This window comes from Rhizobacter sp. P5_A1, from assembly GCF_056400745.1.
Genome location: NZ_JBFUKR010000005.1, coordinates 1 through 15,686 on the forward strand (window position 1 = coordinate 1; position 15,686 = coordinate 15,686).

Consider the following 15,686-nt stretch of genomic DNA (forward strand, 5'->3'; position numbering starts at 1 on the left):
GCCCGGCTGCTCCTTGTCGACGAGCGCCTTCAGCAGTTTGGCAACTGCGAGCGGCTGCAGCTCGTCGGCAGTCTCGACCAGGATCGCGCGGTCGGCGCCGATCGCCATCGCGGTGCGCAGCGTCTCCTGGCATTGCGTGACGCCGCACGAGACGGCGATCACCTCGGTCACGATGCCCTTCTCTTTCAGCCGCACGGCCTCTTCGACGGCGATCTCGTCGAACGGGTTCATGCTCATCTTGACGTTGGCAATGTCGACACCAGTGCCATCGGACTTCACGCGAACCTTCACGTTGTAGTCGACCACCCGCTTCACCGGGACAAGAACTTTCATCTTTGAACTCCTCACGCGGCCGTGTAGGCCGTCTTCACAGTGGTGAAGAACTCGGCGGCATAGCGGCCTTGTTCGCGTGGGCCGTAACTCGACGCCTTGCGGCCGCCGAACGGCACGTGGTAGTCGACGCCCGCGGTGGGCACATTGACCATCACCATGCCCGAGGCCGAGTGGCGCTTGTAGTGCGTGGCGTGCTTCAGCGATGTGGTGCAGATGCCCGACGTGAGCCCGAACGGCGTGTCGTTGGACAGCGTCAGCGCGTGCTCGTAGTCGTCGGCTGCGATGACGCAGGCCACCGGGCCGAAGATCTCTTCGCGCGCCACGCGCATGCCGGCCTCAGCATCGACAAACAGCGCCGGTTCGAGGAAGTAGCCTTCGGTGGTGCGCTGCACACGGCGCCCGCCGCACGCCAGCCTGGCGCCTTCGTGCACGCCGAGCGCGATGTAGTCGAGGTCGGTCTGCAACTGGCTCGCATCGGCCACCGGGCCGATCTGCGTGCCGGGCCGGCGCGCGTCATCGACCACCAGCGCGTTCATGCGCTCCTTCAGCGCGTCGACAAAGCGCGGCAGGATGCCCTTCTGGACGATCAACCTGCTGGTCGCAGTGCAGCGCTGGCCGGTGGAAAAGAAGGCCGCCTGCAGCGCGCAGTCCACTGCCACGGACAGGTCGGCATCGTCGAGCACGACCATCGGATTCTTGCCACCCATCTCGAGCTGCAGCTTGGCAAAGCGCTGGCCTGCGCCGGCCATCACGCGCGTGCCCGTGGACACCGAACCGGTGAAGCTGATGGCATCGACGTCCGGACTGTCGATCAGCGTCTGGCCCACGCGGCTGCCCGGGCCCATCACGAGGTTGAACACGCCGGGCGGAAAGCCGGCGCGGCCGATGATCTCCGAGAGCGCCCAGGCCGAGCCAGGTACCAAGTCGGCCGGCTTGAAGACGACGCAGTTTCCGTGGGCCAGCGCCGGTGCGATCTTCCACGCGGGGATCGCGATGGGGAAGTTCCAGGGCGTGATCAACCCGACGACTCCCACCGGCTCGCGCGTGATCTCCACCTCGATGCCCGGGCGCACCGATGCGAGCTTCTCGCCGCTGGCGCGCAGCACCTCGCCGGCGAAGAAGCGAAAGATCTGGCCGGCCCGGTTGACCTCGGCGACGGCCTCGGGCAGGGTCTTGCCTTCTTCACGGGCGAGCAGGTTGCCCAGCTCTTCGCGGCGCGCAAGGAGCTCGGTGGCCACCTTCTCCAAGGCGTCGGCCCGGGGTTGGATTCCGCCGCTGGCCCAACCCGGCAGCGCCGCCTTGGCGGCGGCGATGGCGCAGAGCGTCTGCTGCTCGTCGCCCTGCGCGTAGTGGTCGATGACGTCGGACAAGTCCGACGGGTTCAGGTTCGGTCGCGATGAGATGCCGGCGACCCATTCACCGCCGATGTAGTTGTGGCGCATGTTGAACTGCTCCTTGTCAGGCGGTTGTTAGAGGATCTGATCGTGCTTCAGCGCGGCCAGCGCTGCTGCGTCGAGTTGCAACCACTGCGCCAACACCTCGTCGGTGTGCTGGCCGAGCGTCGGCGGCGCGCGGCGGTATTGCACCGGCGTGCCGGACAGGCGGATCGGGTTGGCCACCAGCGGCACCGTCCCGGCCAGTGGGTGCGGCATCTCGATGCGCAGGCCACGCGCTTGCACCTGCGGGTCGTCGAAAACGCGGTCAAGGGCGTTGATCGGACCGCAGGGCACGCCCGCGCCTTCCATCGCTGCCACCCAATCGGCCGTGTTGCGCGTCATCGCGACCTCACGCAGCAGGTCGATCAGCTCCGCACGGTGCTTCACGCGCTGCGGGTTGGTCGTGAAGCGTTCGTCCCTGGCCCACTCGGCATGGCCGAGCGTGGCGCAAAGCTTGCCGAACTGGCCATCGTTGCCCACCGCAATGATCATGTAGCCATCGGCGGTGGGGAACTCCTGGTACGGCACGATGTTCGGGTGCGCGTTGCCCATGCGACGCGGCACCGTGCCGCCCACCAGGTAGTTGCTGGCCTGGTTCGCGAGGCAGGCGACCTGCACGTCCAGCAGCGCCATGTCGATGTGCTGGCCCTCGCCCGTGCGCTCGCGGTGGCTCAGCGCGGCCAGCACGGCCACCGTGGCATACAGGCCGGTCATCACATCGGTAAGTGCCACGCCCACCTTCATCGGACCTGCACCGGCTTCGTTGTCGGAACGCCCGGTCAGACTCATCAGGCCGCCCATGCCCTGGATCAGGAAGTCGTAGCCCGCGCGCGGCGCATACGGGCCGGTCTGGCCGAAGCCGGTGATCGAGCAGTAGATCAGTCGCGGGTTCCGAGCGCGCAGGCTGGCGTGGTCGAGGCCGTATTGTTCGAGGCCGCCGACCTTGAAGTTCTCGATCACGATGTCGGCCTGCGCCGCCAGCTCGCGCACCAGGCGCTGGCCTTCGGGCTGCGAGAGGTCGACGGTGATCGATCGCTTGTTGCGGTTGGCACTGAGGTAGTAGGCGGCCTCGCTGGTGGCGCGACCTTCGCCGTCATCCAGCCACGGCGGGCCCCAGGCGCGGGTGTCATCACCTTGGCCAGGGCGTTCGACTTTGACGACGTCGGCGCCCAGGTCCGCGAGCAGCTGACCCGCCCACGGGCCGGCCAGCACCCGAGACAGGTCGAGCACACGCAGCCCGGCCAGGGCCCCGGCAGCAGGGAGTGCCGTCATGGTGGTCAGAACGCCGCGATGCCGGTGATCGCCCGCCCGAGGATCAGCGCATGCACGTCGTGCGTGCCTTCGTAGGTGTTGACCACCTCGAGGTTCACCAGGTGCCGCGCGATGCCGAACTCGTCGCTGATGCCGTTGCCGCCGAGCATGTCGCGCGCGACGCGGGCGATGTCCAGACTCTTGCCGCAGGAGTTGCGCTTCATGATCGACGTGATCTCGACCGAGGCGGTGCCCTCGTCCTTCATCCGCCCGAGGCGCAGGCAGCCTTGCAGGCCGAGCGTGATCTCGGTCTGCATGTCGGCGAGCTTCTTCTGCACCAGCTGGTTCGCGGCGAGCGGCTTGCCGAACTGCTTGCGGTCCATCGTGTACTGGCGAGCCTTGTGGAAGCAGTCCTCGGCCGCGCCGAGCGCGCCCCAGGCGATACCGTAGCGCGCGCTGTTCAGGCAGGTGAACGGGCCCTTCAGGCCGCGCACCTCGGGAAAGGCGTTCTCCTCGGGGCAGAACACGTTGTCCATCACGATCTCGCCGGTGATGCTGGCGCGCAGCCCGACCTTGCTGTGGATCGCCGGCGCCGAGAGGCCCTTCGCGCCCTTGTCGAGGATGAAGCCGCGGATCGCGCCTTCGTCGTCCTTGGCCCAGACGACGAATACGTCGGCGATCGGCGAGTTCGTGATCCACATCTTCGCGCCGCTGAGCGCGTAGCCGCCCGGCACCTTCTTCGCGCGCGTGACCATGCTGCCCGGGTCGGAGCCGTGGTCGGGCTCGGTCAGGCCGAAGCAGCCGATCCACTCGCCGCGCGCCAGCTTCGGCAGGTACTTCTGCTTCTGCGCCTCGGTGCCGAACTCGTTGATCGGCACCATCACCAGCGAGCTCTGCACGCTCATCATCGAGCGGTAGCCGGAGTCGACCCGCTCGACCTCGCGCGCGACGAGGCCGTAGCAGACGTAGTTCAGCGCCGCGCCGCCGTAGGCCTCGGGGATCGTCGCGCCAAGCAGGCCGAGCTCGCCCATCTCGCGGAAGATCGCCGGATCGGTCGTGCCGTCGCGGAAGGCCATCGTCACGCGCGGCGCGAGGCGCTCCTGGCAGTACGCGGCCGCCGCATCGCGCACCGCGCGTTCGTCGTCGCTGAGCTGCAGGTCGAGCAGCAGCGGGTCGTCCCAGTGGAAGGAGGCCTTCTTGTGATCGGAAGTCATGGGTGCAGATGGAGTCGTATCGGATGCTGCGCACTCTACGAACGAGAACGATCCATCACAACCGATTTGTTTGCACAGACTTGTGCGTGAAATGCACAATACAGCCATGCGCCGCAAGATCCCTTCGACCGCCGCGCTCGCTGTCTTCGAGGCCGCGGCGCGCCATCAGAGCTACACGAAGGCCGCCGACGAACTGGCCGTCACGCAGAGCGCCGTGTGTCGGCAGATCGCTTCGCTCGAAGACTTTCTGGGCGTGCGCTTGTTCCAGCGCAGCCGGCGCGGCGTGGCGCTGACCGAGGCCGGGGTGGGCTACAGCCGCCTGGTCCGGTCGCGCCTGGACGAGGTCGAGCGCGACGCGTTGGATCTGATGTCGCGCGGCACGCCTGGCGGGACGCTGGAGCTCGGCGTGGTGCCAACCTTTGCCACCAAGTGGCTGTTGCCGCGGCTGCCCGCGTTCACGCAGCAACACCCTGGCATCCAGGTGAACCTGACGGCGCGCACCCGGCCTTTCATGTTCGACGACACGCCTTTCGATGCCGCCATCCACGCAGGAGATGGTGCATGGCCCGGCACCGAGAGCGTGTTTCTGATGCCCGAATATCTGGTCGCCGTGTGCAGCCCGAAACTGGCAAGCGCACGACGACCCTTCACACGCAGCGATTGGCCGCGTCAGACGCTGCTTCAGCAAAGCACCAGGCCCTATGCGTGGCGCCAGTGGTTCGCGGCTCAAGGCTTGCACGTCGACGGCGACATGATCGGCCCGCGGCTGGAGTTGTTCTCGATGCTGACCGAGGCGGCGATCCATGGCATCGGCGTCGCACTGGTACCACCCTTTCTGGTGGAGGACGAACTGGCACGCGGGCTGCTGGTCACGGTGAGCAAACAGCCGATGCGCAGTGACCGCGGTTATCACCTGATCTCTCCTGAACACAAGGCCGGCGGCGCCGCCCTCAAGGCCTTTGGCGCCTGGCTGCAGGTGCAGGTTCGCAGTTACCGCGACGACCAGCGCGGACCGACCGAGCTTGGTCGCGACGGGTCCTTCGATCGCGGTTGATGGCGGCACAGATGCCCGTCTCCGCATGCAAGGTCAAGCACCTCGATGGCGCTCCCGGCTCAATGCGGTGCGGCGTTTTCAGTGACGTCTTGCAGTCGATTTCGCCGCCGGGCTGAAGTGGAAGCGCCGCCGTGCGTCGAGGGTTCGCCGCAGCTAGCGGAACCACTTCTGCAGATCGATCGACGATCGTTTGCCAACGTCGGCCGCGTGTTTTCGGAGCCAGCTCGCTGCACGCCTGCGCCCCTGGCCCCAGAGCATCTCGAGGAACGGTGCATGTGCGAGTGCCTTGGTCTCGGTGCGCTCCAGGCTTGCGAGGCGTCGCACGTCGATCATGTGAAATCGCATCGAGCGCAACTTCAACTCGAGCTCACCGTTCGTGCTGGGGGAGTGGTCGGAGAACTCGGCCGCGCGGGCGAAGGTCTGCATCTCGCGCATGAAGGTTGCGTTGAACGACAACTCGGTAATGCGCTCGTCGATTTCCTTGACTGTCCGCGGCGCATCGTTGCGCTGCAGCGGGTTCAACAGCACGAGCAGCACGTCTTGCGCGTCGCATTCGTAGAACAGAGGAAAGACCGCAGGGTTCGCGGAGTAGCCGCCATCCCAGTAAGGCACGCCGTCGATGTCGACGGGGTGATGAATCTTCGGTAGACACGCTGATGCCATGACCATGTCGACCGTCAGTTCATGCTCGCGAAAGATGCGCAGCCTTCCTGTGCTGGCCTGTGTGGCCGCGACGAACAACTTGAACGGGCTGCGCGCGCGCAACTCCGCGAAGTTGACGAGTCGCACCAGCAGATCGCGCAACGGGTTCAGCTCCAACGGGTTGAGCTGCGCAGGAGAGAAGTGACCCGCCCAACTCGCGAAGAGCTTGCTCGCCGCCGACAGGTGGATCGATTCACCTGCGCCCTGTACAACCATGCCGGGCGGCATCAGCTTCGCGATCTCGGCCCAAAAGCCGGCCAGTGCATTGCGGGCGCCGGAGCGCCCTCCCTTGAGCCAGCCATCGGCCAACACCACTGCGTTCATTGCGCCGGCGCTGCTGCCGCTCAGACCTTCGAACTGCAGGTCCGCGTCGTCCAGTAGTCTGTCCAACACGCCCCACGTGAATGCGCCGTGTGCGCCACCCCCTTGCAATGCAAGGTTCAGGCGACGCGAGGGACTTGCAGAGGCGTCGTTTGCGGGATCCGCTGCGGGAAACGTGTCGGACTTCGGGACGGCAAGTGGGGTCGCGTGAAGAAGGCTCGTTGCTTTGGTACGTGTGGCCATGCATTGGATCCTTGGTTGCAGCACATCGACCAGCTCTGAGCGAGCCTGTTGTGCACTGCAGCAATCTTAAGCGCTTACTACGGGTTTACCCTAGTCCGCCCGGGGTTATGCCTGCCGCTCGGGAGCCTCTTCACTGCCCGCCTGCGCCGGTCATTTGCGGAGCGCTGTGCTGAGCCTGCCTCGTCGCACCGTCGATCGCGCGCGGCTCGGTCGGTGCAACGTCGAGCCCATCCACGCCGCTGCGTGACACCGAGTCCGCAAGGAAGCCGGCCGCGCGCAGGTCGTCCAGCGCCGCGTCGATCCACTTCAGCCGATCACCGCGGTCCAGAGGTACTGCGATGGTTTGCGGCACACCATAGAGGTTGTCGGGCAGCAGCCGGAGTCCCGTCACGTCTCGGATGTTCGCTGCCAGTCGCTGTCGATTGCCGGCGAAGGCGATCACCGTTCCATCCTTGAGCCACTGGACGGCCTCTTGCAGCGTGTAGTCGGGCGTTGCACGAACGCGTGCCGCGGTCAGCCGCTCCTGAAGCCACACGCCCACGCTGTCGTCGGTGTTCACACCGATCACCTGTCCGGGGCGATCCATGTCCCGGACGGACTGCAGATCGGAGTCGGCGCGCACCAGCGCACTCTGCTGCACCAGCATGTAGGTCTGGGAGTACAGCACCACGCCCTTTCGCTGCGGATTCGGGGCGACGAATCCGATGTCTGCCGACCCGCTTCGCACCGCCTCCAGCACATCGGCCGCAGTGGGAAGGGGCGATATCGTCACCGGGACGCCCGCTCGGCGACCCAACTCGCGCGTGATGTCGGCGACCACGCCCGAGACGACGCCGGTCGCCGGATCGCGCCGCGCCTGAGCGAGGTTGGCGACGATGTATGCGGCTCGCAGCGTGCCTGTCGGCGCGAGGATCGGTTCAGCGGCCATGACGGCAGGTCTCGCCAGCAGCGTCAACAGCATCAGGACGGTTCCCCATGCGCGTACGGTCACGGTTCGAGCGGCTCCGTCCGCTACCCGGTCGTCAGCGCGCATGCCCACGCCTCCATCACATCCGAGAGCCTCGCCGCGGGAGTCTTGAGCAGGGGAACGGCGACAGTGCGGACAAGCGCCCGATGTGTTTCGTGCGCAAGGTATTCGACCGGAGACTTCCCGTCGACGCGGGCCAGAAGCAAGGCAGGCAACAGCTGCGCCGCGCGCAGCTCCAGCGCCGGTTGCGGCTCCCAATCAACCTGCGAAAGGTAGCTTGTCCGCATCGACTGGAACGACGCGAGAAGCATTTCCCGCTGAGCAGGCAGGACGAGGCACTTGAGCAGCAGATGATTGAGGCAGAAAGCCAAATCGAAGGCGGGGTCGCCGTACCAGGCGCACTCCGCGTCGAGAAAGACCGGGCCGAACGGACCGACCAATATGTTCTTTGGGCTGACGTCGCCATGCACCAGTGCCCGCTGGGTCCCGGCAGTCCGGGCTACCAGCTTGATCAGTTCCGATCCAACTTCAGGATGGCGATTCGCCGTGGCGACAAGGTAGGGTTCGAGCCGCAGCGCGTAGAAGTTGTCGATGGTCTCGAACTGCGAAGCGACTTCCGGACTTCTCGCGCTCGCGGCGTGCAGGCGCCCCAGCACCTCGCCGACGGCACGTGCGGTGTCGGGAACCACCAGGCCGTCCATGAGTTGCGCCTTCCAGACCGGATAGCGTCGAGGATCCAGGAAAGACATCGCGAACAGGCCGACCTTCTCGTCGTGGGCGAGCGGCTCGGGCACGTTGGCCGGGCAGTGCCGTGCGGCGAACTTCAGCCAAGCCCACTCGTACGCGTTGCGCGAAGGTGGCGCTTTCCATTCGGCGGCGACCTTCAATTGGGCCAGGGCGCGCTTGACGCAAAGCGAACGCCCCGCAAGGTCGACTTGCCAGATGTCGGACGACACGCCGCCGGACAACGGTTGCCAACAAGCCTGCTCGCCCGGTGAGATCAGCAACTTCTCGACGAGAAACATGTCGAGTGAGGGATCGGGGCAGCTCGATTCGGTCGTCATGTCTCTCTCGCAATCTCGTGGGCTTGTCGTCTCACGGCTGCATCACAGGCACGTTGCGGGGTTCCTCGGGCGGGCGGCCTTGCAGTACCCGGACGACTTCCTCTGCTGCGCGGCGGCGCAACTCCGCGAGCGAGGCGTCGGACGAGAACGCGACGTGCGGCGTCAGCATCGCGCCCGGCTGCGCCAGCAGCGCCGAGGGAACATTCGGCTCCGACTCCAGAACGTCGAGCGCCGCCGCCGAGAGTTGCCCGCTCTGCAGCGCCTCGATGACTGCATCGGTGTCGACCACGCCGCCTCGACTGACGTTGATCAGCAATCCGCCCTTCGGCATGAGCGCCAGGCTCGCACGATTGATCAGGTGGTGCGTGGCAGCCAGGAGCGGCGCATGCACGATGACGATGTCGCTTTGCGACAGCAGCGTGCGCAGGTCGACGCACGGAACGCCCGCCACTTCGCCGCTGAGGTTGGGGTCGTGTGCGAGCAGGCGGCAACCGAACGCAGTCAGCTTGCGAGCCGTCGCGCGCCCGATGCGACCGAAGCCGACGATGCCGCAGGTCAGCGCGGCAAGGCGCCGCAGTTTGGCGCTTGCCGGCGCCCACCGGCCCGCGCGCACTTCGCGGTCGAAGTGGACCAGCCCGCGGGTCCAGGCGAGGGCGAAGCCGATGGCGTGATCGGACACTTCGTCGACGCAATAGTCCGGCACGTTCGTGACCCACACCCCGCGAGCCGTCGCGGCCGGCACCGCGATGTTGTCCAGACCGACACCGAGCCTGGCCACGATCCTGAGCGGCTTGCTCGCCGCAATGGCAGCGGCGGACACCTCGGCCCAACAGGTCATGATGCCGGCGGGCTGATGAGCGGCGACGAGCTCCTCGATGTGTTTGGCCGCCGACGGCGCCGCGGGTCCGGCGACCAGTCGCATGCCTGCGGCTTCGACAACCTCCCTCTCGATCGAGTCGTCGGGCCAGGCATAGTCAGTGAGCAGAACGGTATCGATCATGTTGTCCGAGTTCAGTGGAGTGGAACGCCTTCGTCGACGCAACGAATCCTTTGACTGCCGAGCCCATCGACGCCGGCCTCGACAACGTCGCCGGCGCGAAGGAAACGGCGGTGATGACTGCCGAAGCCGGCCGGCGATCCAGTGCACAGCAAGTCGCCGGGCTCGAGCCGGGTGTGCTGCGAGAGATAGGAGATCTGCTCGGCGATCCCGAAGACCATGTCGCTTGCACAGCCCTGCTGCATCGCTGCGCCGTTCAGCCGCAGCCATGGACGCAGCGAACCTGGATCCTCGATGTTCCAGGCGGGCACGAACCAAGGACCCACCGGTAGCCAGCCGGGCCCGCCCTTGGATTGGAGCCAATCGGTGCCCAGCAGCGGCGGATCGGCGCGGAACACGCGCTCGCGCAAGGTCAGATCATTGACGACGCAATAGCCGGCGACATGTTCGAGGGCACGCTCGGCGTCGACCTGCCAAGCCGCACGGCCGATCATCACGCCGACCTCCACCTCCCAATCCAGGGTCGGCAGGACCGGCGACACAACCAGTTCGGCGAACGGGTCCGCAACACTTGATGTGGGCTTGACGCAGATGTACGGCACGCCTTCTTTGTGCCGGCGGTCGAGCGCCGCCCCGGCTGCTTCCCGGCGCGCCGCGGCCCGTGGCCCCGAGGGTCCGTCCTCGGCGTCGGCCGCGGCTTCGATCACCTGCGCACGGTAGTTCCCGATCGTGCAGTACACCTGGCGCGGAACGACCGGCGCATGGACTCGGCAGGCATCGAGTGCCACGCCATGTGCCGCGATGAAGGCAGCCGTGTCGGGCGACTCGGTGACCTCGCGCAATGCCGGTACGACGTACTGCCAGCGCTTCACCAGCTGTTCGGTGCTCTCGATCTCACGAAGTTCGGCAACGTCCCACCATGCAAGCGCCAGCACCCTGCCATCGTGCAGCCACGCCGGGAAAGGACGGCAGCCGGCAACCGAGACGTTCAACAGCACGGGACTCATGATTCGTGTCAGGCCGTCGCGGACCTTGCGCGCACCCGCTTCGGCGCCGCACTCGTCGCCACCGGCACTTGCGCCCGGGTACTTCCGCGGACCACCAGGGTTGGAGACGACATCGATGTGTAGTTGGGCAACGTGGTCGGTCGCTGGCGCAGCTGATGCAAGAACCACAGGCCACACGCTGTCGCAAGCTCGGATACCGGCAGGCCGATCGTCGTGAGCCCCGGCCCCCACCACCGAAAACCCGGCTCGTCGCCGAAGCCGACGACCGAGAGTTCGTCGGGAACGCGAATGCCGCGCGTGATGCACTCGTCGAGCACGCTGTGCGTGTGCTGAACCGCACCGAGCACCAGCGCGGTGGGCGGTTTCGCCAATGCGAGCAGGCGGCGCAGCGCATCACGTCCGAAGTCGGTTGCCGACGGCGAGCCGCAAACCTCGAGCGCCCCGTCCCATGCCTTGGCGGACGCAAGCGCTTCGCGGTAACCCTGAATGCGAGCCGCTCCGGTAGGCAGATCGGTCGACGGGCCCACGTACGCGATGCGTCGATGGCCCAGTTCAAGGAGGTGTCCGACCGCCAGAGCCAGCGCCTTGGGATCGTCGATGCCGAACCACTGCTCGCCCAGCACGGCATGCTGGCGCAGCAGCTGAACGTGAGGCATCGCCTTGAGCAGGCGCACTGTCTCCGGCAACGGCTTTGCGCTGGGTACCAGGATCATCCCGACAACGTTCGCGCTGACCAGCTCGCGCACGTGGCGAAGCTCCACGGCGCGGTCATCGTCGGTTTCCGACAGCGTCAGCTGGAATCCGTCCTGCTCGAGGCACTTCGACAGAGCGTGGGCGATGGTGGAGTAGAAGCTGTTGCGAATATCGGGCACGACGAGCCCGACCAGATTGCTGGAGACGCCTCGCATCATCCGTGCAGCACGGTTCGCGACGTAGCCGATCTCGTCGGCCACCTCCTGCACCTTCTGCTTCATTGCGCCACTGATCCGCGAATCGTCGGCCAGCGCGCGCCCCACCGTAGAAGCCGAAACGCCCAGTCGTGCGGCAATGTCTTTGATCGTCACCATGACCATCCTTCGAGAGATTTGCTCTAACGATAGCATGACGCTCTGATGAGCCACAGGGTTACTCTGTACTGACATTCGCGAGGTCGATCTATAAAGTTGTGCTAACGATAGCACAAATCTTGAACGCGCACCAGACCCCCGCTGACAGCGGTTTCCGATTCGGGCAACCGTGGATGCGTCTGCGAGCGCTCGGCGTGCCCCTCTTCCCTTCGTAACCCCGGAGCGCCCGCTCCTTGCGCAGCGCCTCCCGGGCGCAGCGAGAACTGCTCGTGGCCGTCGCGTCGGACGCGCCAAGGGGGATCGTTTGCCTTGAATTTCCGCAGTCACCGGCCCCAACCGGAACAGTGACTGAACAACTCACCATTGGAGACAACATGAACAGCAAAATTTGGGCGGCCGCGGTACTCGCGACGTCGGCGGCCGGTGCACAGGCCCAGTCGGTCACGATCTTCGGCACCCTGGACGCCAGTGCCCGCTCGGTCACCACGGGCGGCAACACCGTGCGGCAACTCGGGACCGACGGGCTGAACAATTCCCGTCTTGGATTCAGGGCAGAGGAAGACCTCGGTGGAGGGTTCCGCGCCGGCGCATGGCTCGAAAGCGCCGTCAACCCCGACACGGGCACCATCAGTGCCTCCGGCAAGTTCTGGCACCGCCGTTCGACGGTGAGTCTGTATGGCCCCTTCGGTGAACTGCGAATCGGGCGGGACCTCGACGCATCGTTCTGGAATCTGTCGATCTTCGATCCGTTCGGCACATGCGGCGTCGGTTCAGGCTTCAATCTGGCCTCCGGCCTCGGCAGCGGTGCGGCCACGTTGATTCGTGCCGACAACGCCATCAGCTACTACCTGCCATCCAATCTGGGCGGCTTCTACGGCCAACTCGAGGTCGCAGCCGGTGAAGGCGTTCCGGGCAACGCTTACAAGGCTGGCCGGCTCGGCTACCAGCAGGGACCGCTGAACGTGGCCGCCGCGTACGCCACCACGAAGACCGCGACGTCCGACGAGTTCAAGGTGATGAACGCCGGCGTGTCCTACAACTTCGGCGTCGCCACCGCGATGGCGCTGGCGAATGTGGCGAAGTACGCAGCCAAGAAGCAGACCAACTGGGAAGTTGGCGTGATCGTGCCCTTCGGCGTAGCCGAGCTGAAAGCCAGCTACCAGCGTACCGATGCGTCGGGCGCCGGCACCGACGGCAACGATGCGCGTCAGATCGCGTTGGGCTACGTCTACAACTTGTCCAAGCGCACCGCGCTCTACGGCACGTACTCCGCGATCAAGAACGACGGCGCCGCAGCCTTTGCCGTCAGCACCCCTCCTGCGGCCGCGGCGGGCAAGTCGTCGCGGGGCTACGAGGTCGGGGTGCGTCACTTCTTCTGAACCGAGTCTGCGGACCGTCGGCATTCGCACCCTGGATGCCGACGGCGCCAGCCAATGCCGGTCGCCCCCAATGCGGCGAGTCTCGGACTCGGTCAACCCGAGCCAACTGCGCAAAACCTCCGAGGAGTCTCCGCCGAGCACGACTTGCCGTCACGCTCTCGATCAGTTCGATCAATGCATTGCGATGTTCGGGAAGACGGCCGTCAGGGACAAACAACGTAGTTCGAGAAGCCGCCGTCGCGATCCTTCAGACCCGAGATGGCTTCGTTGACCCGGTCGAGCGGAAAGACACGGTTCTCGAGGTAGGACAGATCGATGGTGCCCGTGCGCACCATCTCGGCCATCTCCTGCCCTTGTGCGGCGCTGAACCAGTTGGAGCCAATCAGCTGGATCTGCTCGTCCATCAACCACTTCACGTCGATCGGCAGATGGTCGGCCACCCCGCCGACGTTGACAACCTTGCCGCCGCGCCGCACGCCCTTCATCGAGTCGAGCATCGTCGCAACCGGGGCCTGGGCGCCCAGCGCACTGATGGCGAAGTCCGCGCCTTCATCGCCCGTCAGCGACTTGGCCCATTCGCCGGTGGAGCGCTCGCCCAGCGGGATGACCTCGATCCGGTCGGGAGCCAGCGCCTTCACACGCTTCAGCAGTTCGGCATCCCGCCCTGTCCCGAGGATGCGCGACAGCCCCATCGCCAAGCCGAGCACGGTTGCTGCGACACCGAGCGTGCCGGTGATGCCATCGATCAGCGCCACCTGGCCCGGGCCCGCACCGGCGTTCTTCAGCGCACCGTACGACGTACCGAGGTATCCGAACCGCCCCGCTCGCTCGAAGCTCAGGTTGTCCGGGATGTTGACGAGCGCGTACTCGGGCGCGGTCATGTACTCGCTGAAGCCGCCGTAGGGATAGAGATCGAAGATGCGCTGGCCATCCGTGCTCGTGCTGAAGTAGCCATTCAACGTGTAGTAGCGGCACTGGCTGCGGTGTCCGGCCCGGCAGGCCTTGCACGACCCGCAGGACCGCAGCGGGCTGACGTAGACACGATCGCCCGGCTTGGCGTTGATGACCGCCTCGCCCACCTCCTCGACGACACCCGTCGGATCGAGCCCGAAGATCGCCGGGAACTTCGGCAGCGGCTGATGCGGGAACCAGGTCGGCCAGTTGTTGATGACGTTGGCCATGTTCGGGACGATCCCGCACGCCTTGACGCGCACCAGCACGTCGTTCGGCCGTGGCTTGGGCACCGGGATGGTGTCGAGTGTCATCGGCGTGCCGAGTGCATGCAGGCGCGCCGCGGTCATTGTCTTGCTCATGAGAGATCCTCTGTTGAAGCCTGGATCGCCGTGGCTTCGTGCACGGCTGGAGATTGGAACGTGTGCGCGGCCCGCCTACTGGGTGACGAAGGCGCTTGATTTCGGCCGGTACTTGGCGGGCCAGACCGTCACCCACTTGCCCTCCTGAACCTGCTTCAGCTTGGTGTCGGGGGTGCTGCTGTTGAACTTGCCTTCGAAGCTGCGGGTGCCCAGCACGGTCTTGACCGAGTTCGCCTTGAGCCAGGCGGCCATGGCCTTGTCCTCGATGCGGCCCGCGCCGATCGCCGCTGCCTCGAGCATCTGCCAGGCGGCGAACTCGGCAGCCGCCTGATAGTCGGCGCGCGGATAGGGCAGCCCTGCCGCAGTCGCGCGCTGGGTGTAGGCCGCGACGAACTCCGACGCACCGGCGTTCTGGCTGAACGGCTCGTGGTCTTCGAACCAGGTCAGGCTCGTGAGGCCATTCGCGTTTGGATGAGCCGCCGTCGGGCCCGGCGCCGGGAAGAGATAGAAGTGGCGCTTCGGCAGGTAGTCGAGGCGCTTCATCGCGTCGAGCAGTTGCACGGCCTCCATGCCGATCGCGCCGGACCACAGCAGATCAGGGTTTGCGTCCTTGATGCGCGCGGCGATTCCGCCGAACTCGCGCGTGCCGAACTCGTACTCGAGCGACAGCACGGTCTTCATTCCCTGCTTGCCGGCGACCTCCTGGCCGCCCTTCGCCAGGTCGAGCGCCGACGGGAACTTGCTGGTGACGAAGGCAATCGTCTTGGGCGGATTGGGGAGGCTTGCGTAGGCGGCGAGCACGGTCTCGGTATCGGCGAGGCGCGGCTCCGGGCCCAGAGGCAGGGCCGGGAACTGCATGTCGTAGGGCGCGAGGCTGGGGTCGCCGAGGCTGCTCTGGATGAACAGCTTGTTGAACCGCTGGGCAACTCCCATGGACGCGATGATTGCGCTCGTGCCGTACGGCCCCATCAGCAGATCCACCTTCTCGGCGGTGATGAGGCGCTCGTAGAGCGTGCGCGCGTTCGAGGGCTGGGATTGGTCGTCGAGCAGCACCCACTCCAGCTTGCGCCCCAGAGCGCCGCCGCGCTTGTTGACGGCGTCGATGAAGACCTCGCCGGCGATCTTGTGGATCATGCCCACCGAAGCGAGGGGCCCCGTCAGGGGCAGCGTGCCGCCGACGCGGATCGGAGCGCCGGTTGCCGGCTGCGAGAAGGCGGGCAGCCCGGCGGCCAGCATCAGGCCGCCTGCGCCTAGAACGAATCCGCGACGGCTGTTGTCCAGTGCCGAATCAGTCATTGATGTCTCCGATGTTTTTTGGTTGAGCGCCCGTTGCACGAG

General features: G+C 66.2%; 14 protein-coding genes. 2 read left to right on the forward strand and 12 right to left on the reverse strand.

The genetic code is table 11. From position 1 onward, the window contains the following. From AC1DTW_RS06660 to AC1DTW_RS06675, 4 genes are all read right to left on the reverse strand, one after another. A partial coding sequence (locus AC1DTW_RS06660; protein ID WP_477980250.1) for an electron transfer flavoprotein subunit beta/FixA family protein occupies nt 1-333 on the reverse strand: 333 nt, incomplete at its 3' end. An 11-nt stretch (nt 334-344) separates the two neighbouring features. After that, on the reverse strand, nt 345-1,775 hold the full coding sequence (locus AC1DTW_RS06665; protein ID WP_477980251.1) for an aldehyde dehydrogenase family protein: 1,431 nt from the start codon (nt 1,773-1,775) through the stop codon (nt 345-347). 27 nt (nt 1,776-1,802) lie between these two features. Beyond that, nucleotides 1,803-3,041: a CaiB/BaiF CoA transferase family protein gene (locus AC1DTW_RS06670; RefSeq protein WP_477980252.1), complete on the reverse strand. Its 1,239-nt coding sequence runs from the start codon at nt 3,039-3,041 to the stop codon at nt 1,803-1,805. Nucleotides 3,042-3,046: 5 nt separating this feature from the next. Then, nucleotides 3,047-4,234, reverse strand: coding sequence for an acyl-CoA dehydrogenase (locus tag AC1DTW_RS06675; RefSeq protein ID WP_477980253.1), 1,188 nt, complete (start codon nt 4,232-4,234; stop codon nt 3,047-3,049). A 106-nt stretch (nt 4,235-4,340) separates the two neighbouring features. Between AC1DTW_RS06675 and AC1DTW_RS06680 the strand changes: the two genes are divergently transcribed. Beyond that, nucleotides 4,341-5,288, forward strand: coding sequence for a LysR family transcriptional regulator (locus AC1DTW_RS06680; RefSeq protein ID WP_477980254.1), 948 nt, complete (start codon nt 4,341-4,343; stop codon nt 5,286-5,288). Nucleotides 5,289-5,441: 153 nt separating this feature from the next. Here AC1DTW_RS06680 and AC1DTW_RS06685 read toward each other — a convergent pair whose 3' ends face one another. From AC1DTW_RS06685 to AC1DTW_RS06710, 6 genes are all read right to left on the reverse strand, one after another. Continuing rightward, nucleotides 5,442-6,554 (reverse strand): patatin-like phospholipase family protein, encoded by a 1,113-nt coding sequence (locus tag AC1DTW_RS06685; protein WP_477980255.1) that lies wholly within the window; start codon nt 6,552-6,554, stop codon nt 5,442-5,444. 130 nt (nt 6,555-6,684) lie between these two features. Next, the gene (locus AC1DTW_RS06690) at nt 6,685-7,515 is read right to left on the reverse strand and encodes a transporter substrate-binding domain-containing protein (protein ID WP_477980256.1); all 831 of its coding nucleotides are present in this window, start codon (nt 7,513-7,515) and stop codon (nt 6,685-6,687) included. Nucleotides 7,516-7,565: 50 nt separating this feature from the next. Continuing rightward, on the reverse strand, nt 7,566-8,585 hold the full coding sequence (locus AC1DTW_RS06695) for a phosphotransferase family protein (RefSeq protein ID WP_477980257.1): 1,020 nt from the start codon (nt 8,583-8,585) through the stop codon (nt 7,566-7,568). 31 nt (nt 8,586-8,616) lie between these two features. Further along, on the reverse strand, nt 8,617-9,585 hold the full coding sequence (locus AC1DTW_RS06700) for a C-terminal binding protein (RefSeq protein ID WP_477980258.1): 969 nt from the start codon (nt 9,583-9,585) through the stop codon (nt 8,617-8,619). A gap of 11 nt (nt 9,586-9,596) precedes the next feature. After that, the gene (locus tag AC1DTW_RS06705) at nt 9,597-10,589 is read right to left on the reverse strand and encodes a fumarylacetoacetate hydrolase family protein (protein WP_477980259.1); all 993 of its coding nucleotides are present in this window, start codon (nt 10,587-10,589) and stop codon (nt 9,597-9,599) included. Between the two features lie 8 nt (nt 10,590-10,597). Continuing rightward, nucleotides 10,598-11,656: a LacI family DNA-binding transcriptional regulator gene (locus AC1DTW_RS06710; protein WP_477980260.1), complete on the reverse strand. Its 1,059-nt coding sequence runs from the start codon at nt 11,654-11,656 to the stop codon at nt 10,598-10,600. 374 nt (nt 11,657-12,030) lie between these two features. On the opposite strand from AC1DTW_RS06710, the gene AC1DTW_RS06715 reads away from it, so the two are divergent. Continuing rightward, nucleotides 12,031-13,035 (forward strand): porin, encoded by a 1,005-nt coding sequence (locus AC1DTW_RS06715; protein WP_477980261.1) that lies wholly within the window; start codon nt 12,031-12,033, stop codon nt 13,033-13,035. Between the two features lie 203 nt (nt 13,036-13,238). On the opposite strand, the gene AC1DTW_RS06720 is transcribed toward AC1DTW_RS06715, so the two are convergent. Both AC1DTW_RS06720 and AC1DTW_RS06725 read right to left on the reverse strand, forming a co-directional pair. Beyond that, nucleotides 13,239-14,255 carry an alcohol dehydrogenase catalytic domain-containing protein gene (locus AC1DTW_RS06720; protein ID WP_477980262.1) on the reverse strand — a complete coding sequence of 339 codons (1,017 nt, stop codon included), beginning with the start codon at nt 14,253-14,255 and terminating at the stop codon, nt 13,239-13,241. A 168-nt stretch (nt 14,256-14,423) separates the two neighbouring features. After that, nucleotides 14,424-15,584 carry an amino acid ABC transporter substrate-binding protein gene (locus AC1DTW_RS06725; protein ID WP_477980263.1) on the reverse strand — a complete coding sequence of 387 codons (1,161 nt, stop codon included), beginning with the start codon at nt 15,582-15,584 and terminating at the stop codon, nt 14,424-14,426. Between the last annotated feature and the right edge of the window lie 102 nt (nt 15,585-15,686).

What these genes read in the sequence shown, in the direction of transcription:
- AC1DTW_RS06710 (WP_477980260.1), bottom strand. Translation starts at nt 11,656, where the DNA reads ATGGTGACGATCAAAGACATTGCCGCACGACTGGGCGTTTCGGCTTCT.
- AC1DTW_RS06670 (WP_477980252.1), bottom strand. Translation starts at nt 3,041, where the DNA reads ATGACGGCACTCCCTGCTGCCGGGGCCCTGGCCGGGCTGCGTGTGCTC.
- AC1DTW_RS06705 (WP_477980259.1), bottom strand. Translation starts at nt 10,589, where the DNA reads ATGAGTCCCGTGCTGTTGAACGTCTCGGTTGCCGGCTGCCGTCCTTTC.
- AC1DTW_RS06680 (WP_477980254.1), top strand. Translation starts at nt 4,341, where the DNA reads ATGCGCCGCAAGATCCCTTCGACCGCCGCGCTCGCTGTCTTCGAGGCC.
- AC1DTW_RS06690 (WP_477980256.1), bottom strand. Translation starts at nt 7,515, where the DNA reads ATGCTGTTGACGCTGCTGGCGAGACCTGCCGTCATGGCCGCTGAACCG.
- AC1DTW_RS06715 (WP_477980261.1), top strand. Translation starts at nt 12,031, where the DNA reads ATGAACAGCAAAATTTGGGCGGCCGCGGTACTCGCGACGTCGGCGGCC.
- AC1DTW_RS06695 (WP_477980257.1), bottom strand. Translation starts at nt 8,585, where the DNA reads ATGACGACCGAATCGAGCTGCCCCGATCCCTCACTCGACATGTTTCTC.
- AC1DTW_RS06665 (WP_477980251.1), bottom strand. Translation starts at nt 1,775, where the DNA reads ATGCGCCACAACTACATCGGCGGTGAATGGGTCGCCGGCATCTCATCG.
- AC1DTW_RS06725 (WP_477980263.1), bottom strand. Translation starts at nt 15,584, where the DNA reads ATGCTGGCCGCCGGGCTGCCCGCCTTCTCGCAGCCGGCAACCGGCGCT.
- AC1DTW_RS06675 (WP_477980253.1), bottom strand. Translation starts at nt 4,234, where the DNA reads ATGACTTCCGATCACAAGAAGGCCTCCTTCCACTGGGACGACCCGCTG.
- AC1DTW_RS06685 (WP_477980255.1), bottom strand. Translation starts at nt 6,554, where the DNA reads ATGGCCACACGTACCAAAGCAACGAGCCTTCTTCACGCGACCCCACTT.
- AC1DTW_RS06700 (WP_477980258.1), bottom strand. Translation starts at nt 9,585, where the DNA reads ATGATCGATACCGTTCTGCTCACTGACTATGCCTGGCCCGACGACTCG.